Below are 20,546 nucleotides of genomic sequence, written 5' to 3'. Positions count from 1 at the left end.
GTACGCTACGGTCTCTGCACGCAGTCCGCATTCAAACTGACTGCAACAATAACGCCTGAAGGTTTTAGATCTTTATTATGGTTATTTATACAGTGATTGTCTATTTTAATGCTTTTTTCCTTTAACTCGTGCGTCGCTAAAGTTGTTGGAGCCACAGCTAACATCCCTCTACTCGATGGATGAAGGGAATGAATTGATGATTGACTCCTTTACCGGTGGGCTGGACAATCCCTTACGTTGTTAACAAACGGACAAATTTATGGAAGCCTATTTATTACATTTACTGACACAATCTCTGGCTTTCACGCTATTTGTCGTCATGTTAGTTACATTTCTTGAATCTTTAGCACTGGTGGGCATGTTATTGCCCGGTACGGTGATGATGACCAGTGTAGGAGCATTGATTGGTAGTGGTGAAGTCGGATTTTATTCGGCTTGGGTTGCTGCCACTGTTGGCTGCCTGATGGGCGATTGGATCTCTTATTTTATTGGCCGTCGCTTCAAAGAGCCGCTGCATCGCTGGTCTTTTCTGAAAAAACATAAATCCATGCTGAATAAAACCGAGCATGCGTTACACAATCACAGCATGGCGACGGTATTGCTGGGGCGCTTTATTGGCCCAGCGCGGCCTATTGTTCCTATGGTGGCGGGGATGCTAAATCTCCCTCCGGTGAAATTCGCATTGCCAAATATTATTGGTTGCCTGACATGGCCGCCTATTTATCTTTTCCCCGGCATATTGGCTGGGGTGGCGATCGATATTCCACCAAGTGCCAATAGCTATATGTTCAAATGGCTATTATTCGTGGTTGTGGTGTTGATCTGGCTGGCATTATGGTTGTCATGGCGCTGGTGGCGCTTTGGTAAACGTAGTCCAGACCGCCTGAGTCAATGGCTGCCTCTGGCCCGTTTGCGCTGGGTGACTGTATTAGCCATTATTGCGGCTATTGCCAGTTTTGTGTGGCTACATATGCAGCCAATTATGCCGGTGTATCGGCATCTTTTGTGGAAGGTTCTGGCTGGATAAATATCCTTCGTCTTTGATGCCGTAGGGGTTAGCTGCGCTCACTTGCCCGAATCACTGACTTGCAGTTGATCTTATTTGAAAAGGCTCATCAGGGGGGAATTGCTTGCTGCCTGCCTACGACAGTCTATAACTTTGGGTATTGAATTATTGCAATATATTCAACAGCTACTGATGTTTGGCAATCCCCAGCACGCTGGCTTCTGGGGCGTTGCCGCTCACTAATGCCTGTGTCGGGCCGTCGTAGTAAATTCGGCCATCGACGACCAATAATGTACGTTCGGCGATGCGCGCTGCATCGTCCAAATTGTGTGACACCATCAGCAGTGTGAGTTGGCGGTTGCCACAAACGTGTTCAACCAATTGCAGCATCTCATTACGTAGCGCTGGATCCAGTGCAGAAAACGGCTCATCCAGCAACAAAATAGGTTGACTACGAACCAAACAACGAGCGAGAGCCGCCCGCTGACGCTGACCACCGGAAAGCTGTGCCGGTAGTCTACTGAGGCACTCTTCCAACCCCACTTGTTGAGCAATTTGGCGTAACAGCAACTTTTGCTCATGATTGAGTTTCAGCCCTGGATGCAAACCCAACCCAATATTTTGTTCGACGGTTAAATGCGAAAACAGGTTATTTTCCTGAAACAGCATAGATACCGGTCTTTGCGCGGGCGCTGTTTGAGTATGGTCTTGATTATTCAGCAGCATTCGACCACTGGCCGGTGCCAAAAAACCCGCAATCAAGCTCAATAAGGTACTTTTACCCGCCCCACTGGGGCCAAGGATAGCCACCCGTTCACCGGGTTGAACGCACAAATCAAAGCGCATCGGTAAGTGGTCGTACACATAGGTGATTTTCTCAAGCTTTAGCATGGCGGCTCGGCAGTCGTTCAATGAGAGTAAACAGCAAGAAGCAGAGTAACAGCAGTAGCAGGGCGGTGACGGCCCCATCATTGCTGCGATAAGAGCCTATCTGCTGATAAAGATAAAATGGCAAGGTGCGAAAGTGCTCATTACCAAACAGGGCTACCACACCAAAATCGCCGATGGAGAGGACACTGGCAAAGGCCAAAGCCTGAGCTAGTGGGCGTTTCAGCGCACTCAACTCAATGTAGCGCAAACGGTGCCAGCCATGAATATCCAGTGATAGGCACAGTGGCGTATAGCGTTCAGCAAGGTCACGCATGGGGTTATCCAGCACTTTCAATGCATAGGGTACCGCCATCAGCGCATTAGTCAGAATCACCAGTGCATAGGGGGATTGCGGCAAACCAAACGTGTCATTGAGCAATAAGAAAAAGCCCGTCGCCAGCACAATACCGGGCATCGCAAGAATGACCATGCCGCTGACTTCTAATGCTTGCCCGTAAGCGGCACGTTGGCGCAGCTTTAGCTCCCGGCTGCTCCACAACAACATCATGGTCAAGGTAACACACAATAATCCGGCACCTATGGCGATGATCAGTGAGGTAGAGAACGCTTGCCATAGTGCAGGTTGCTGCAACACAGTCAATATCGTTTTATTACTACCATCAATGATGACTGCCAGCAGTGGTGGCACCATCAAGAATAATGCGGCGCCAATTAACAGCGTGTCAGTGATGCGTGACCAAGTACAGTCTTGCGGATTACGCCAAATTTGCCCATGGGTATTGCCCACGGCCAACACCGAACTGAGTCGTTGGCTTAACACCACCAACCCAAGACAACAGCCCAATTGAATCAGTGCTAGCAAGGCCGCACGGCTTAGGTCGTAGTCATAACTCAGGGCTTGATAAATGGCTAACTCGATAGTGGTTGCTTGCGGCCCGCCTCCTAGCGATAGCACAGTAGCGAAACTGGCAAAGCAGAGCATAAAAATCAATGCACCAGTGGGTAAAATTTGGCGGCGCAGATAGGGCCACTCGACTAGCTGGAAATGCTGCCAGCCGTTCATACCCAGTTGTGCGGCTAATTGACGTTGTTCCACCGCAATGCTCTCCAATGACTGCAATAGCAGGCGAGTTGCCAGCGGCATATTAAAGAAGATATGCGCCAGTAAAATCCCCTGTAAGCCATAAGGTGAGAAACGGTAATCCACGCCCAACCAGCCCAATAACCCCGCAAGCCAACCTTGGCGACCATAAACCGTCAGGATGCCAAAGAGGGCAACTAACACCGGAAGCACCAGGGTCATTGCGCATAAACGTAGCATCAACTGGCGGCCGGGGAAGCGGCGGCGGTACAAGGCGCGAGCCAGAAAAATTGCAGGGATCACCGACAGCAGTGCGGAGAGAAACGCCTGCCAGAAAGTAAAACGAATGACATGCCACAGATAACTGTCTTGCCAGATGCTGTGCCAATCCGCCGCAGGGGCATGACGCCAGATAGCCGTGAACGCCAGTAGCGCGACACCGACTATCAGCCCTGCCGCCAGCAGCCCCGGCCACAACCAAGCGGAGATCAGCGACTGACGGCGGATTGCCATGCCTGAATCCATTTGCTGCGGTTGTCTGCCACCTCTTTAGCATCAAATTGCAATGCTTTTTGCGGCACAGTTAGGGTTTCAAATCCGGCCGGTAGAGTCATTTTGATCACCGGGTACATCCAGTTGCCGGTCGGAATATTTTCTTGGAAAGCGGGGGTGACAATAAATTGCATAAAACGCTGTGCCAGTTCCGGCTGTTTGCTGGAGGCCACTTGACCTGCGACTTCAACTTGCAAATAGTGACCTTCACTAAAATCTGCCGCGGCATAGTTGCTTTTCTTCTCTTCAATCAGATGATAAGCCGGAGACGTGGTGTAGCTCAGGACTAAATCCCCTTCACCTTTCAGGAACAAGCCATAAGCTTCACTCCAGCCTTTAGTGACGGTGACGGTTTTCTTCGCCAATTGTTGCCATGCTTGTGGGGCCTTATCGCCATATACTTTTTGCATCCACAACATTAAGCCAAGGCCCGGAGTACTGGTGCGCGGGTCTTGATAAATCACTTTCCACGGCGCTTTGCTATCGACTAATTCTTGCAAGCTTTTCGGTGGGTTTTTCAATTTGTCTTTGTTATACACAAAGGCGAAATAGCCATAATCGAAGGGAACGAAAGTTTTATTCTGCCATGCTTGTGGCAAGGTTAAGTGGCGGGTATCCACTTGACTTGGGGCGAATAGCCCGGTTTGCTCTGCCGCCTGCACCAGATTGTTATCCAAACCTAAAATGATATCGGCCTGACTGTTTTTTCCTTCCATCCGCAGGCGGTTCAGCAGTGAAACGCCATCTTCCAGCGCCACAAATTTAAGCTGGCAATCACACTGCGCTTCAAAGGCTTTTTTAATGGCAGGCCCCGGCCCCCAGTCAGCAGCAAAGGAGTCATAGGTGTAAACCGTCAATGTCGGTTTATCGGCAGCCACCGCGGCCGCAGACAGCAAGAACAAACAGGGAATAATGCGTTTAAACACTTTGCACTCCTTAACAATTAAAGGTGGCAAAGGTATCTGAGGCGGTAGTTAACATCAGTATCCATGAGGTACAGGCGTTATCTTTCTCAAATCCCTCCGCCGGTGTTAACCGGATCAGGTTCGACGGGTTTGCTCTCAGCAAAAACATGCTGCACCGTGGTTGATACAGTATTGGGCAGTACTCGAAATCCTCACGTAGCCATGATTTACAAGGTCATGTGTACGCTCCGGTTTCTGTGTGCTGTCCGCCACCGTATGAACCCGACTCGCTGTGTTTTTAACACTTGCGACACTAGGTTAAACCTGGCTAGCGATATTCTTGCACCCCGTTGAGACGGCGCTATTGTAGAGATTAATCTGGGCGGGTGAAAGTGGCTTTATCCCTCTGGTGGCGTGAACCAGGCTGATTTGAAATCAAACCAGCCGAGGGTATTCATGCGCACCCCTCGCATACTGTGCTGTCCATATAATTCTAGCCAGTGATGGAACAGCGGATGGAATTGATTTTGGCTAACCAGTCGTTGGCTCCAATCGGCCATGGGTAACGTATTATTGCGCCAAGATTCAACATCTTGATCCAGTTCATCGCCTAGGCAATATTGCAACAGCGGCAGTTCATACAAAGTTGCAAACAGGGAAAACTCCAGCGGCAGATAGAAATTTGCGCTGCCAAGCCAGATATCACTCTGTGCATCGCCTTGATACCACTGAGTGTAATCTAGCACCTGTATGTTTAAGGTAACACCATGAGCCGCTAGCAGTTGGACGAGCGTCTGGCTGATAGCATCAAATTCTGAATGGTCGCTATAAAAGGTCAGTGTCAGTTCGGTTAGCTCGGCGGGTTTCGGCTCCAGTGCCGTGAGCCGGTTGTGATGCCAGCGCGGTAACATGCCATAGGCGGGTGACCAGTAACGTTGATAAAAGGGATCTGCAAAACTGAGTAGGGCGACAGGGGTTATCAGTTCGCATAACCAACGGCGGACTTCTGGATGACAAGTCTGGGGTGAACGCTGGTCAAATAGCAAAAAATAACAGCCTTCTTCCAGCCGACTTTCCAACTCATTTTTACTGGTATCATCAGCCTGCAACTGAACACCGGTATAAATCAGCTCATCAGACAGCTCTGGCAATACCCAGATATTGACTTCATCAATCAATGCTCTGAAACCAAAGTAGTTATCAAATGCCTGAATTTTCAATTGGCTATGGTGATTGCGGATCACGGAGTAAGGGCCAGTCCCAATGGGATGCCGACGAAAATCTGATTGATTTTCCCACTCTTGCGGCAAGATCATGGCGTGAGCACTGCCCAATAACCACGGTAGCCAGCTATCTGGGGTACTAAGATGCACATCAATCACATAGGGTGTTGGTGAGCGTACCGCCGTAATATGCGAAAAAAGAGGCTGGGGGATTAATCGGGTCAGGCTGTTAATCACATCATTCATATCCAGCTCACGGCCATGATGAAAATGAATGGCGGGGCGCAAATAAAAGCGCCAATGCAAGGGGCTAATCGCCTGCCAGTGGTGAGATAAGTCCGGCTCCAGTTCCCCATTTTCCTCATTTATTCGGGTCAAGCCATTAAATATCTGCCGCACCATATGAGTTTCTGAACGGCGCAGTGCGGTGCCGGGTAGCAAGTTTTGTAGCGGGCGATAATAGAGCACGCGCAGGATATGTTTACCTTGCCGGAAGCTACGCCCTAGTTGGGATAACAGCATTTGGCGCACTGCTTTTTTATCCCCGACCAACTGCACTAACTGATCAATATGGTCTTGTTCCAGTAGCTCTTCAGCTCGCTGCTGTTGCAGTGCTAATCCAGAATAGAGGAAGGTTAGTTGTGAGCGCTTACCTCGGCCCGCTTCTGCTTGCCAACTCAACCAACCCTCTTGTTGCATACTGCCCAGTAAAGAACGCACATGGCGGCGCGAGCAGCAGAGCACTTCTGCCAGCTCTTGTAAGGTGGTTTCTGTCGGCTGACCGTTAAAACGTTGCCAGAGTCGAATAAACTGCTGTTGCAAACGTGAGGCTGACATAAAAGAGGAACTCCGCAGCAAATTTCATCAATTTTTCTTTCCCTATATTACGCAGATACTGGTGACCAATGAAAGTGAATAGCCACGACGATGCCAGCGCAGTCACAGCGAAAGGGAGGAATAAGATGATTTTTAACTTACAACGTTATTCCACTCATGACGGCCCAGGAATTCGTAGCGTGGTTTTCCTCAAAGGTTGCTCACTAAGCTGTCGCTGGTGTCAAAATCCAGAAAGCCGCTCACGCAAACCAGAAGTGCTCTTTGACCCTCGTCTTTGCTTATCCGGTTGTGATTTATGTCATCAAACCTGCCCGCAAGCGATTCAACGTATTGACGATCACATTGTGATTCATCGCCAGTTATTGATAGAAGAGGATGTTCAGGCGCTGGCGAAGTGTTGCCCGAGTGGCGCTCTGACACAGTGCGGTAGTCCGATTGATATTGATGCCACGATGGAGACATTACTGCGCGACCTGCCGTTTTATCGGCGCAGTGGGGGCGGCGTAACATTGTCAGGTGGTGAGCCTTTTATGCAACCAGAAGTGGCCGCTGAATTATTACAGCGCTGTCATCAGCTTGGTATTCATACTGCGGTTGAGTCTTGTCTGCATACACCGTGGCGTTATATTGCCCCCTCTCTGCCGTGGCTGGATTTAATGCTGGCAGATTTAAAGCATACCGATGAAACCCGTTTCCAGCAGTGGACTGGCGGTTCAGCCAGGCGAGTGATGGATAACTTTCGCAAACTAGCTGCCGCAGGCACCCATATCACTGTACGGGTGCCGCTTATCCCCGATTTCAATGCGGACAACCGCTCAGTGCAAGGGATTGTTGATTTTGCCGCGGATGAAATTGGCGTGAAAGAGATTCATTTTTTGCCTTATCACACACTGGGCATCAACAAATACTCACTGCTAGGTGAAGCCTATCTGGCAGCAAGCACGCCTTTAGACTCTCCTGACCTGCTGGCCTTCGCGGAAAGTTATGCCCGTGATAAGGGCCTGACCGCAATTTTAAGAGGATGACGCAATGACCACTCTCGATTTGGTAACCTTAAGCGAACGGACAAAACAGCATAAAAACGCGCTGATTCATATTGTAAAACCGCCGGTCTGTACTGAACGGGCGCAGCATTATACCGAGGTTTATCAACAGCATCAGGATAAGCCACTGCCCGTTAGACGCGCACTGGCGCTGGCACACCATTTACAGCAACGCACGGTCTGGATTAAGAATGATGAGCTGATTATCGGTAATCAGGCTAGCCAATTACGTGCCGCGCCGATTTTCCCAGAATATACCGTCAGTTGGATAGAAAATGAGATTGACGAATTAGCCGACCGCCCCGGTGCAGGTTTCTCGGTCAGCGAAGAAGATAAAGCAGTGCTGCACAAGCTGTGCCCGTGGTGGCGCGGCCAAACTGTGCAAGATCGCTGCTATGGCATGTTCACTGACGAACAAAAAGCCTTACTGGCTACCGGTATCATCAAAGCGGAAGGCAATATGACCTCCGGTGATGCACATTTAGCGGTTAACTTCCCACTGTTGTTGGAAAAAGGGCTAGGGGGTTTACGCACTAAAGTTGCCAGCCGTCGCTCCCGCCTGCAATTGACAGACTGGAGTGATCTACATAAAGAGCAATTCCTCAAAGCGATTGATATTTCGCTGGCGGCACTGAGCGAACATATTGAGCGTTATGCCGGCGTGGCACGGCAAATGGCAGAGGAAGAAACTCGTGAATGGCGGCGTGTAGAGTTGCAGACGATCGCTGCAAACTGTGAGTTAATCGCGCACCAGCCGCCACAGACTTTCTGGCAAGCGTTGCAACTGTGTTATTTCATTCAGTTGATTCTGCAAATTGAATCCAATGGTCATTCGGTTTCATTTGGTCGCTTGGATCAGTATTTGTATCCGTGGTATCGCCGTGATGTTGAGCTGGAAAATACCCTCAGCCGCGAGCAAGCCATTGAAATGTTGCATAGCTGCTGGTTGAAATTACTGGAAGTGAACAAAATCCGCTCCGGTTCACACTCTAAGGCTTCGGCGGGCAGTCCGCTTTATCAAAATGTCACCATCGGTGGGCAAAAATTGGTGCAGGGCAAAGCCATTGATGCCGTCAATCCACTCTCTTACGCGGTACTGGAGTCCTGTGGGCGTTTAAGATCAACTCAACCTAATCTTAGTGTTCGCTATCATGCCGGTATCAGTGATGATTTTCTTGATGCTTGTGTACAGGTTATTCGCTGTAGTTTTGGTATGCCTGCCTTTAACAATGACGAAATTGTGATCCCGGAGTTTATTAAGCTGGGTGTCGATCCGCAGGATGCCTACGATTATGCGGCGATTGGCTGTATTGAAACGGCTGTCGGTGGTAAGTGGGGTTATCGCTGTACTGGCATGAGTTTCATTAACTTTGCCCGAGTGATGCTGGCAGCGCTGGAACAAGGCCGTGATGCAACCTCCGGGCAGGTGTTCTTGCCGCAGGAACAGGGGCTGTCGAAAGGGAATTTCACTGATTTTTCGCAAGTGATGGCGCAATGGGACGAGCAGATTCGTTACTACACCCGAAAATCCATTGAGATTGAATGTGTGGTGGATACGGTGCTGGAAGAGAATGCTCACGATATTGTCTGTTCGGCGCTGGTGGATGACTGTATTGAGCGTGGTAAAAGTATCAAACAGGGGGGCGCGCGCTATGACTGGGTTTCCGGTTTACAAGTTGGGATTGCCAATTTGGGGAACAGCTTGGCCGCAGTGCGTAAATTGGTGTTTGAACAACAACTTATTGGTCAGCAGCAATTGGCAACCGCACTAGCCAATGATTTTGCGGGTCTAAATGGCGAGCAGCTACGCCAGCATTTGATTAATTCAGCGCCGAAATATGGCAATGATGTTGATGATGTCGACCAACTGTTAGTGCGTGCATATCAGACATACATTGATGAGCTGAAGCAATATCACAATACCCGGTTTGGCCGTGGTCCTATTGGTGGCACTTATTATGCCGGGACATCATCAATCTCTGCCAACGTGCCATTTGGTGCGGCAACCATGGCAACCCCGGATGGCCGCAAAGCTCACAGTCCATTGGCGGAGGGAGCAAGCCCTGCTTCAGGCACTGACCATTTGGGGCCAACGGCGGTGTTTAACTCACTGTCCAAGTTACCAACGGCCTCAATTCTAGGGGGGGTGTTGCTCAACCAGAAATTGAATCCATCGACGCTGGATAATCCACGGGATCGTGAAAAGTTGATGATGATGCTGCGGACTTTCTTTGAGGAATATCTGGGTTGGCACGTGCAGTATAACATTGTTTCGCGTGAGACTTTGCTTGAGGCCAAGCAACATCCTGATCGTTACCGTGATTTGGTGGTCAGGGTTGCGGGTTACTCGGCATTCTTTACCGCGCTCTCGCCAGATGCGCAAGACGACATCATCGCCCGAACAGAACATACCCTATAGTTTGTTGTTTTAATTGATATTATTGAGTGTTTCAAATCTTGCTGTAGTAGTGAGAATAGCAGTAAAAAGTACCAAAATTTCTGAGTAATGGTGTGTTTCACCAGCCAGTGGGATAACCCACTGGCTTTTTTTCTATTGACTCTGCGCCCTTAACGCCACAGCGTTGTTAGCTACGTTCATTCACCCGAATCACTTACTTGAGTAAGCTCATCGGGATTTATTCACTTGCTGCCTAGCTGTAACGCTAATGACTTTGAGTCATGTTTTGCGCCCTTAACGCCACAGCGTTGTGAGCTACGTTCACTCACCCGAATCACTTACTTGAGTAAGCTCATCGGGATTTATTCACTTGCTGCCTAGCTGTGACGCTAATGACTTTGAGTCATGTTTTGCGTCCTTAATGCTACGATGTTGTTAGCTACGTTCACTCACCCGAATCACTTACTTGAGTAAGCTCATCGGGATTTATTCACTTGCTGCCTAGCTGTAACGCTAATGACTTTGAGTCATGTTTTGCGCCCTTAACGTTACGGCGTTGTGAGCAATAGCAATTATTTGGGTATAAAATCTATTCGGCTTTTCTGTTTATAAATTTATGTACTTCTGTAGCATGGTCAGTCATAGCTGTTTCTGGCGTTGGAGCCTGGAATGAAATCTGCATTAACCGTTTCCCGTCGTATCAACCCGGTTTTTCTCGCGTTTTTTGTGGTGGCTTTTCTCTCCGGTATTGCGGGTGCTTTACAAGCGCCGACGTTAAGTCTATTTCTCAGTACTGAAGTTAAAGTGCGGCCACTGTGGGTTGGACTGTTTTATACCGTCAATGCGATTGCCGGGATCACCGTCAGTTTTGTATTAGCAAAACGCTCCGATTCTCGGGGGGATCGCCGCAAACTTATTTTGCTCTGCTATTTGATGGCAGTGGGGAACTGTCTGTTATTTGCTTTTAATCGTGATTACCTCACTTTGATCACTGCCGGTGTACTGCTCGCATCGGTCGCCAACACGGCGATGCCACAGATTTTTGCCTTGGCACGTGAATATGCCGATAACTCAGCCCGCGAAGTGGTGATGTTCAGCTCCATCATGCGTGCACAGCTATCATTAGCCTGGGTTATTGGGCCGCCGCTATCCTTTATGCTGGCGCTCAATTATGGTTTTACCCTGATGTTCTGCATCGCCGCCGGTATTTTTGTACTCAGCGCACTGGTGGTGTGGTTTATTTTGCCTTCAGTGAAGCGGGCAGAGCCGGTAGCCGATGCCCCAGTTGTGGCTCAGGGCAGCTTGTTTGCTGATAGAGATGTTTTGCTGCTGTTTATTGCCTCGATGCTGATGTGGACGTGCAACACCATGTACATCATTGATATGCCACTGTATATCACCGCAAGTTTGGGGTTACCTGAACGGCTGGCGGGCTTATTGATGGGAACTGCCGCTGGGTTGGAAATCCCTATTATGCTCCTGGCGGGTTATTCGGTTCGGCGTTTTGGTAAGCGTAAAATTATGTTGTTTGCGGTACTGGCTGGCGTGCTGTTTTATACCGGATTAGTGCTGTTTAAATTCAAATCCGCATTGATGTTATTACAGATTTTTAATGCCATCTTTATCGGTATTGTCGCCGGTATCGGTATGCTCTATTTTCAGGATTTAATGCCGGGCAGGGCTGGGGCTGCTACCACACTGTTTACTAACAGTATTTCAACCGGGGTGATTCTGGCTGGGGTGCTACAAGGGGTTTTAACTGAAACGTGGGGGCATAATTCGGTTTATGTGATGGCGATGATCCTAGCCATTCTCTCGCTCATTATCTGTGCGCGGGTACGGGAAGCATAGCGCCCCGCAGGGCGCTGATTATTGGTTTTTAATAGGTCGGCAGCAGATTTAGGCTGGACAGAATATGGGCGATGGCGTTAATCGCCCCAAACAGTAAAATCAAGATAATCAATGGAGTGCCACCCCAGACGCGATACAGCGGGCTACCAAAACGTTTGCGTGAGGCTCGTGCCAACAGTGCTGGTACGATAGCGGCCCAAACCGTAGCCGCCAACCCGGCATAACCGATGGCATAAATAAAACCATCTGGGTAAATCAGCCCACCCAATATCGGGGGTAAGAACGTTATGATAGCCGTTTTTCCGCGCCCTAAGCGGCTGTCGTCAAATTTAAATAAATCAGCAAGATAGTCGAATAATCCCAATGTTACGCCGAGAAATGAACTGGCGACGGCAAAGTTTGAGAATATGGTTAGCAGCAGATCCATCGACGAGCTTTGTAAGATCCCACCCAAGGCGCTCACTAGCACATCAATGTTCCCACCCTGACTGGCTATTTCGCGAAATTGTGGTCGCGGAATATTCCCCATCGTGCCGACTAGCCAGATGATATAGAGGGTCAGAGCCAATAGCGTACCAATTAACAGACAGTTGCGGATGCGGCGGGGATTCTTGCCGTAATACTTCATCAGGCTGGGGACATTACCGTGATAACCAAATGATGCCAGACAGAATGGCAGCGTCATCAGCAGGTAGGGCAGGTAGCTGGGGTTGGCTTCGCTCAGATTGAACAATTTTACGGGTTCGACATGCCCTAATAACCCACCAAAAGTCATAAAAAAGGTGAGGATCTTGGCGCCTAGCACAATGGTAGTCATTCGACTCACTGCGGTGGTACTGAGCCAAACAATAAAAGCGACCAGTAGTGCAAAGAACAGGCCGCCGAGCCGAGCCGAGAAGTCTATTCCCATTCCGCGCAGGGTATGCTGAATCACCGAGCCGCTAGCAGAGATATAGGCGTAAGTCAGAATATAGAGCACAAAGGCGACTGTCAGGCCATTGACGATATTCCAGCCGTTTCCCAGTAAGTCTTTGGTGATGGTGTCGAAACTGGCACCGGTATGGTAGTTGAGGTTGGCTTCGAGGATCATTAATCCCGAGTGAAGCATACAGAACCAAGTAAAAACCAGAACAGCGATAGACCAATAAAACCAGATCCCTGACATCACAACGGGTAATGAAAACATCCCTGCACCGACGATGGTTCCAGCAATAATCATTGCGCCGCCGAGTAGGGAAGGGGTTTTAATTTTTGCTGCTGTGACCTGATCTTCTAGTGTAGTTTGGGCCATAGTAGGGTGTCCTCGTGTGGTTTTACCACTTATAGAGGTAGCGATTTATAGCGGTATTCCCCCTGCCTCATGACAGGGGGCGTGCTATCGAAGTGACGGAGCCATTTATTCGATAGGTTTTAGTCGGGCAACAAAGTGGCGCAGAACAGGGGGTTCGTAGGTGAAGGTGAGACCTTTGATTTCCTCGGCCCGTGATTTGAGGGAAATCAGGGCATCGGCAATATAGTCCATGTGGTCATTGGTGTAGACCCGGCGCGGGATGGTCAGGCGCAGCAGTTCCAATGGCGATGGCTTCTGTTTACCGGTTTCAGGATCACGCCCTAGCAGCAATGAGCCGATTTCAACACTGCGAATACCTGCCTCCAGATACAGCGCATTATTGAGTGCTTGTGCTGGGAATTGCTCTGCCGGAATATGCGGCAGCAAGAGCTTGGCATCAACAAACACCGCGTGGCCGCCGGTAGGGTATTGAATCGGAATGCCCCCTGCACGCAGGCGTTCACCCAGATACTCTACTTGGCCGATACGGTAGGTCAGGAAGTCTTCGTTCATTCCCTCTTCCAGACCGATGGCTAATGCTTCCATATCGCGACCCGCCAGACCACCATAGGTCACAAAACCTTCCATTGGCACACAACGGATACGAACGTCGTTGAACAAGTCTTCATCAGTGCGGAAACAGCATAAGCCCCCAATGTTCACCATCGGATCTTTTTTGGCTGACATGGTCAGCATGTCGCCATACTGATACATTTCTAAAATGATCTCTTTGATCGATTTATCGCCATAACCCGGCTCGCGCTGCTTAATAAACCAAGCGTTTTCACAGAAACGGGCGGAGTCAATAACTACTGGAATATTATGCTGTTGAGCAATGCGATAAACTTCGCGCATATTACTCATTGAGATAGGTTGGCCGCCAGAGCTGTTACAGGTCACTGTGGTAATAATAGATACCACGTTTTCTGCACCATGCTCGGCAATAGTGGCTTTCAGTTGATCTAAATCGAAGTCCCCTTTCCAATCATAATAAGACACGGTATCGAACGCTTTTGGGGTCACCACGTTAATCGCTTTTGCACCGTTCATTTCGACATGAGCGGCCGTGGTATCAAAATGGAAGTTAGAAATAAATACCGGTTTCTTGCCACCGCCTGCTTTTTGTTTTTTTGCAATGAGGCAAGGGAATAGAATTTGTTCAGCACCACGCCCTTGGTGGGTTGGAATAGTAAAGGGGTAGCCAATCAGTTTTTCCACTTGATGACATAAGTTATAATAATTACGTGAACCGGCGTAGGCCTCGTCACCCATCATTAATCCAGCCCACTGACGATCACTCATAGCACCCGTACCAGAGTCAGTCAGTAAATCAATATAGACATCTTCGCTAGGCAGTAAGAATGGGTTATAGCCTGCCTCAATTAATGCTTTCTCACGATCTTCCCGGTTGGTCATCCGAATATTTTCTACCATTTTAATACGGAAGGGTTCAGGAATGCGTTTCATGGCTTATTACTCCAAATATTATTTTTTGGGTATAGTTATGCCGTGGATAATAAGAACCATTAAAATAAGAAATAACAGTTCGTATTGCCCATGATGGCAATAAAAATAAAAGAGATGAGTTTTTTCAGCCGAAGCTGAATAAGCAGCAGGAAACTAGCGAGGGAAATCGTTGGCGAGGCGGTAATCTATATTAAACCAAGCTCGGCTATCGCCGGAGATGCGTGCTTCATAACGCAAGGCTATGCGTGTCATAAGGCGCCCTCTAGGTGTGGATGGAGAGTTGACAGCATACCGTTGTTTAAGAAATAAAAAGTGACGGTTAGCACAAATTACAATCAATATTATCTATATTAGAATGATTAATATGTATGTAAAGCAACGGCTTATTGCTCTGTTCTATAACAGATTGATTGTGCGGGAGTTTATATTTTTAAGTGATGAAATTAAGAGAGAGGGATATCTATTTGATTAATATTCTAGGCGGATTTTAATTGTTGGGCCGGACGAGCCGGACACCAACAATATACTCACATAATGGGTTAGCGTAATATCGCCAACCTTAAAAAGAATTAACGCAGAAACTCGGGTTGTTGTTTTTCGTAGGCTGAAATATTACTTTCATGTTGTAACGTCAAGCCAATACTGTCTAAACCGTTAATCATGCAATGGCGACGGAAGCTGTCTATCTCAAAAGAATAACTTTTTCCGCCAGCATTAACGGTTTGCTTTTCCAAATCGACAATAAACTCAATGCCTTCATTCTCTTTAACCAACTGGAATAAAGTATCAATATCCGCTTCGCTTAATGTTACCGGTAATAACTGGTTATTAAACGAGTTGCCATAAAAGATATCGGCAAAGCTTGGTGCGATAACCACTTTAAAACCAAAATCAGTCAGTGCCCATGGCGCATGCTCACGGGATGAACCACAACCGAAGTTCTCGCGTGCTAACAAAATGGTCGCACCCTGATAGCGAGGTTGATTCAGCACAAACTCAGGGTTTGGTACTTTGCCGGCATCGTCGAGGAAGCGCCAGTCATTAAACAGATGTTGGCCAAAACCAGTACGAGTGACTTTTTGCAAAAACTGTTTTGGGATAATCGCATCAGTATCGACATTCGCCGCATCCAATGGAACGACCAAACCAATGTGTTGAGTAAATTTTGCCATAGTGGTGTCTCCGGTTAGTGAGTGGCGGCAGATAAATCGCGAACATCAGCAAAATGACCACTGACAGCAGCAGCGGCAGCCATTGCTGGGCTAACCAAGTGAGTACGCCCCCCACGGCCCTGACGCCCTTCAAAGTTACGGTTGCTGGTGGATGCGCAACGTTCGCCCGGTTCCAGACGGTCATTATTCATTGCCAGACACATAGAACAACCCGGTAAACGCCACTCAAAACCGGCGTCGATGAAGATTTTATCTAACCCTTCGGCTTCAGCCTGTGCTTTCACCGGACCTGAACCGGGCACCACAATCGCTTGCACGCCACTGGCAACTTTACGCCCTTGTGCCACTGCCGCCGCTGCACGTAAATCTTCAATGCGCGAGTTAGTGCAAGAACCGATAAACACTTTATCTATGGCCACTTCGGTCAACTTGATACCAGGGCGTAAATCCATATAAGCCAAGGCTTTTTCTGCTGAAGCACGCTCTACTGGATCACTGAAGGACTCAGGGGCCGGAATAATTTGATTAACGGCAATCACTTGGCCCGGATTGGTACCCCACGTAACTTGTGGCGCGATCTCTGCGGCATCCAAGGTGACAACCGTATCAAATTTGGCATCTGCATCTGATTTCAAGCTGCGCCAGTAGGTGACGCCTTGTTCCCATTGTTCGCCGGTCGGGGCAAACTGGCGACCTTTCAGATAGTTGAAAGTGGTGTCATCTGGCGCAACCAAACCCGCTTTAGCGCCCATTTCGATGGCCATATTACATAAAGTCATCCGGCCTTCCATGCTCAAGGCTTCAATAGCGCTGCCACAGAATTCCACCACATGACCTGTCCCGCCAGCACTGCCGGTTTTACCGATAATGGCTAACACGATATCTTTCGCGGTAATGCCCGGGCCAACATCGCCATTCACTTCAATTTTCATGGTCTTGGCTCGACCCTGTTTCAGGGTTTGGGTTGCCAGTACATGCTCAACTTCGGAGGTACCGATGCCAAATGCCAATGAACCAAATGCGCCGTGGGTTGCTGTATGGGAGTCACCACACACAATAGTCATGCCCGGTAAGGTCATGCCTTGCTCTGGACCAATGACGTGCACGATGCCTTGGAATGGGTGGTTTAAGTCATATAATGACACACCAAATTCAGCGCAGTTTTTAATCAACTCTTGCATCTGAATGCGGGCCATTTCGCCGCTGGCATTGATATCTTTGGTTTGTGTTGAAACGTTGTGGTCCATGGTGGCAAAGGTTTTGCTCGGCTGACGTACCGGGCGTCCCATCGCTCGCAAGCCATCAAAGGCCTGTGGAGACGTTACTTCATGCACTAAATGGCGGTCGATATATAACAATGGCGTTTCATTCGGCGCTTCGTAAACAATGTGCGCATCATATAATTTTTGGTATAAGGTCTTGCCCATGTTAAACCCCCTCAGCCACGAATTTAGCGATGATATCGCCCATTTCGTTGGTGCCGATTGCTTTGCCATCACCCGCTAAATCAGCCGTGCGATAGCCTTGTTCCAATGCCTGATTAATGGCGTTTTCAATGGCATCAGCAGCATCGTCTTTACCTAAACTAAAGCGCAACAGCAGGGCCAAAGAGAGAATTTGTGCAATTGGATTGGCAATGTTTTTGCCTGCGATATCCGGGGCTGAACCACCGGCTGGTTCGTATAAACCGAAACCTTGCTCATTCAGACTGGCCGACGGCAGCATGCCCATAGAGCCGGTTATCATGGCGCACTCATCTGACAAAATGTCGCCAAATAAGTTAGAACACAGTAAAACGTCGAACTGGGAAGGGTCTTTAATTAACTGCATGGTAGCATTGTCGATATACATATGAGACAACGCGACATCAGGATAGTCCGCGGCAATGGCTGTAACGACTTCACGCCACAGAATTGAACTCTGCAACACATTGGCTTTATCAATTGATGTCACTTTGCCACGGCGCTTGCGAGCAGATTCAAAGGCAATGCGGGCGATCCGTTCAATTTCAAAGCGATGGTAAACTTCGGTATCAAATGCACGTTCGTGCATGCCTTGGCCTTCACGACCTTTGGGTTGACCGAAATAGATGCCACCGGTTAATTCACGCACGCACAGAATATCGAAGCCTTTAGCGGCGATATCACTGCGCAATGGACAGAAATCTTCTAATCCCTGATACAAACGCGCTGGGCGCAAATTACTGAATAATTTGAAATGTTTGCGCAATGGCAGTAAGGCACCACGTTCAGGTTGTTCCGCTGGAGGTAAGTGTTCCCATTTTGGGCCGCCCACAGAGCCGAACAAAATGGCGTCAGCTTGCTCACACCCATTGACGGTCGCTGACGGTAACGGGCTACCATGACGGTCGATAGCTGCACCACCGACATCATAAGCGCTGGTTGAAATCTTAATACCGAAGCGCTGGCGCACAGCATCCAATACTTTATTTGCCTGAGTCATTACTTCAGGGCCAATACCGTCTCCGGGTAAAACGGCAATATGATAAGTCTTCGTCATGTTCACACCATTTCCTGATTATTTTGTTGCAGGCGTTGCTTCTCGATATCGACCTGATGAGCGCGCCAGATGTTATTTAATACGTTAACCAATGCCTTGGCTGATGACTCGACAATATCCGTCGCCAGACCGACACCATGGAAACGGCGGCCTTTATGGTCAACCACGATATCAACCTGACCCAATGCGTCTTTACCCTGACCATTAGCTGACAGTTGATATTTCACCAATTCAATGGGGTAGTCGGTAATGCGGTTAATGGCTTGATACACTGCATCGACCGGACCATTACCTGTGGCGGCTTCTGATTTAATTTCTTCACCACACACCAATTTCACTGATGCCGTCGCCATCACACTGGAACCAGACTGGACACTGAAGTAGTCCAAACGGTAATGTTCCGGTTCTTCCTGCTGCTTATTAATGAACGCCAAGGCTTCCAAATCGTAATCAAAGACTTGACCTTTCTTATCCGCCAACTTCAAGAACGCGTCGTACAAGGAGTCCAGATTGTAATCTTTATCTTGATAACCCATCTCTTCCATACGATGTTTGACTGCCGCGCGGCCAGAGCGTGAGGTCAGGTTCAACTGCACACCTTTCAGGCCAATAGATTCTGGGGTCATGATTTCGTAGTTTTCGCGATTTTTCAGCACGCCATCCTGATGAATACCAGAGGAGTGGGCGAAAGCATTACTACCTACAATGGCTTTGTTAGCCGGTATTGGCATATTGCATAATTTGCTGACCAATTGGCTGGTGCGGTAAATCTCTTGATGATTAATGTTGGTATGCACGCCCAACATGTTTTCGCGCACTTTGATTGCCATGATCACTTCTTCCAGTGAGCAGTTACCTGCGCGCTCGCCTAAACCATTAATGGTGCCTTCGACCTGACGAGCGCCAGCCTGTACCGCAGTGATGGAGTTGGCGACTGACATACCCAAGTCGTCATGGCAGTGGACAGAAATAATAGCTTTATCAATGTTTGGCACTCGCTCATACAAGTCGGTGATGATTCCGCCGAACTGATATGGCGTGGTGTAACCGACGGTATCAGGAATGTTGATGGTCGTCGCACCCGCGTTAATTGCAGCCTCTACGATACGACACAAGTTATCAATTGGCGTACGGCCCGCATCCTCGCAGGAGAATTCAACGTCATTGGTGTAATTACGCGCACGTTTCACGGAGTGCACTGCCATCGCCAGCACATCTTCAAACGAGCGCTTTAATTTAGATTCGATATGTAAAGTGGAGGTCGCCAAGAACACATGAATACGGAAGGCTTCAGCAATACGTAAAGCTTCAGCAGCGACATCAATATCTTTATCCACACAACGAGCCAAAGCACAAACCCGGCTATTTTTAACTTGCTGGGCAATGGTGCGTACGGACTCAAAATCGCCCGGGGAGGAAACCGGGAAACCGACTTCCATTATGTCGACACCCATTCTTTCCAGTGCCAGCGCGATTTGCAGCTTCTCTTTTACACTCAGGCTAGCTTGCAATGCTTGTTCACCGTCACGCAATGTTGTATCGAAAATAATGACTTGCTGGCTCATGGGGTATTCCTTGTCGTGTTTACATTTGCGCTTTGCGGGTAAAAAAAAACCCGCGCATTTGCGCGGGCTTGTTAATCTTGATGGCTGAATCAGTTCTGATTTCCGTCCACCAACATACCGCGCAAGAGAGATGCGTTAAGTAGTAGGCTTAGTAGACGGGTTGAATAGAACATAATTTTCAGTTTCTCATCAGTTAAATTATTGCGTTGCCTAAATTGATACGTGAATTCTATGGGTATGTCAACATTTGTTTAAAATGGCGTGTTCAACTGGTTACAATGATACTTGATTCCTTATAACGACATAAAAAACTTAAAAATTAATTTTTTAGGTTTTTAATTCCAAAAAATTAAGCAGTGAATTTTGCTTTGTTTGGTATAATCCTCAAAGTATGGATTATTGTGCTTTTCCGTGATTTTATGAGCCACTAGACTGTTTACTTCCTCTTTCTGATTCGTTAAAGAGCCTTTTTGCTAGGAATGAAAGAGGAAAATAAGCATCTCTGTAGATTAATAATGAGACGATCTTGGCACATTTTTTTGTTTTAATTTATACATACAATATATTTATATATTAATTATTTCCCCTTAGTCGTTGGTCTTATTATTTATTTTTATCATTCGTGAAGATTGGTGCTAATAATAATGAAATAAAGAGATGTTTTTTACTTTATTTGTATTTTTTTAAATGTAATTAAGGTTTGAT

Annotated in this window: 15 protein-coding genes and 1 riboswitch; of the genes, 4 read left to right on the top strand and 11 right to left on the bottom strand. The window is 48.1% G+C overall.

The window, feature by feature from the left end; all coding sequences use genetic code 11:
• Positions 1-259 precede the first annotated feature (259 nt).
• Complete coding sequence (locus HUZ92_RS06120) at positions 260-1,027, top strand: DedA family protein (protein WP_050101770.1); 768 nt, start codon at positions 260-262, stop codon at positions 1,025-1,027.
• 165 nt (positions 1,028-1,192) lie between these two features.
• Here the strand turns inward: HUZ92_RS06120 and thiQ are convergent, their stop codons facing one another.
• The 4 genes from thiQ to sgrR form a co-directional block, all read right to left on the bottom strand.
• The gene (gene thiQ, locus HUZ92_RS06115; RefSeq protein ID WP_050140867.1) at positions 1,193-1,897 is read right to left on the bottom strand and encodes a thiamine ABC transporter ATP-binding protein ThiQ; all 705 of its coding nucleotides are present in this window, start codon (positions 1,895-1,897) and stop codon (positions 1,193-1,195) included.
• On the bottom strand, positions 1,884-3,491 hold the full coding sequence (thiP, locus tag HUZ92_RS06110) for a thiamine/thiamine pyrophosphate ABC transporter permease ThiP (protein ID WP_050295888.1): 1,608 nt from the start codon (positions 3,489-3,491) through the stop codon (positions 1,884-1,886). Before thiP ends, thiQ begins: the two co-directional genes overlap by 14 nt.
• Positions 3,467-4,456, bottom strand: a complete 990-nt coding sequence (gene thiB / locus HUZ92_RS06105; protein ID WP_145579650.1) for a thiamine ABC transporter substrate binding subunit — start codon at positions 4,454-4,456, stop codon at positions 3,467-3,469. Before thiB ends, thiP begins: the two co-directional genes overlap by 25 nt.
• Before the next feature lie 74 nt (positions 4,457-4,530).
• Positions 4,531-4,625: riboswitch (TPP riboswitch) on the bottom strand.
• A 208-nt stretch (positions 4,626-4,833) separates the two neighbouring features.
• Positions 4,834-6,495 (bottom strand): HTH-type transcriptional regulator SgrR, encoded by a 1,662-nt coding sequence (sgrR, locus tag HUZ92_RS06100; RefSeq protein ID WP_050101777.1) that lies wholly within the window; start codon positions 6,493-6,495, stop codon positions 4,834-4,836.
• A gap of 125 nt (positions 6,496-6,620) precedes the next feature.
• On the opposite strand from sgrR, the gene HUZ92_RS06095 reads away from it, so the two are divergent.
• The 3 genes from HUZ92_RS06095 (at position 6,621) to HUZ92_RS06085 (ending at position 11,787) form a co-directional block, all read left to right on the top strand.
• Positions 6,621-7,520: a glycyl-radical enzyme activating protein gene (locus tag HUZ92_RS06095; RefSeq protein WP_050295886.1), complete on the top strand. Its 900-nt coding sequence runs from the start codon at positions 6,621-6,623 to the stop codon at positions 7,518-7,520.
• A 4-nt stretch (positions 7,521-7,524) separates the two neighbouring features.
• Positions 7,525-9,957, top strand: a complete 2,433-nt coding sequence (locus HUZ92_RS06090; RefSeq protein WP_145579651.1) for a formate C-acetyltransferase/glycerol dehydratase family glycyl radical enzyme — start codon at positions 7,525-7,527, stop codon at positions 9,955-9,957.
• Positions 9,958-10,605: 648 nt separating this feature from the next.
• A complete protein-coding gene (locus HUZ92_RS06085) occupies positions 10,606-11,787 on the top strand; it encodes a sugar efflux transporter (protein WP_050100509.1) in 1,182 nt (393 codons plus the stop codon).
• Between the two features lie 28 nt (positions 11,788-11,815).
• On the opposite strand, the gene mtr is transcribed toward HUZ92_RS06085, so the two are convergent.
• The 7 genes from mtr to leuA all read right to left on the bottom strand — a co-directional run bounded on the left by mtr (position 11,816) and on the right by leuA (position 19,841).
• Positions 11,816-13,078 (bottom strand): tryptophan permease, encoded by a 1,263-nt coding sequence (gene mtr / locus HUZ92_RS06080; protein WP_050100508.1) that lies wholly within the window; start codon positions 13,076-13,078, stop codon positions 11,816-11,818.
• 105 nt (positions 13,079-13,183) lie between these two features.
• Positions 13,184-14,584 carry a tryptophanase gene (gene tnaA, locus HUZ92_RS06075; RefSeq protein ID WP_050100506.1) on the bottom strand — a complete coding sequence of 467 codons (1,401 nt, stop codon included), beginning with the start codon at positions 14,582-14,584 and terminating at the stop codon, positions 13,184-13,186.
• Between the two features lie 153 nt (positions 14,585-14,737).
• Positions 14,738-14,836 (bottom strand): tryptophanase leader peptide, encoded by a 99-nt coding sequence (tnaC, locus tag HUZ92_RS06070; protein WP_071843463.1) that lies wholly within the window; start codon positions 14,834-14,836, stop codon positions 14,738-14,740.
• 317 nt (positions 14,837-15,153) lie between these two features.
• Entirely contained in the window at positions 15,154-15,756 is a 603-nt protein-coding gene (gene leuD / locus HUZ92_RS06065) for a 3-isopropylmalate dehydratase small subunit (protein WP_128451279.1), read from the bottom strand.
• Between the two features lie 14 nt (positions 15,757-15,770).
• Positions 15,771-17,183 carry a 3-isopropylmalate dehydratase large subunit gene (gene leuC / locus HUZ92_RS06060; RefSeq protein ID WP_050100503.1) on the bottom strand — a complete coding sequence of 471 codons (1,413 nt, stop codon included), beginning with the start codon at positions 17,181-17,183 and terminating at the stop codon, positions 15,771-15,773.
• A 1-nt stretch (position 17,184) separates the two neighbouring features.
• Positions 17,185-18,276, bottom strand: coding sequence for a 3-isopropylmalate dehydrogenase (leuB, locus tag HUZ92_RS06055; RefSeq protein WP_050100502.1), 1,092 nt, complete (start codon positions 18,274-18,276; stop codon positions 17,185-17,187).
• Positions 18,277-18,278: 2 nt separating this feature from the next.
• Complete coding sequence (leuA, locus tag HUZ92_RS06050; RefSeq protein WP_050100500.1) at positions 18,279-19,841, bottom strand: 2-isopropylmalate synthase; 1,563 nt, start codon at positions 19,839-19,841, stop codon at positions 18,279-18,281.
• Positions 19,842-20,546: the final 705 nt, after the last annotated feature.

Origin of the sequence: Yersinia vastinensis (assembly GCF_902726565.1) — a bacterium.
GTDB classification, from domain to species: Bacteria; Pseudomonadota; Gammaproteobacteria; order Enterobacterales; family Enterobacteriaceae; genus Yersinia; species Yersinia vastinensis.
This window is presented reverse-complemented; position numbering and strand designations above follow the sequence as displayed.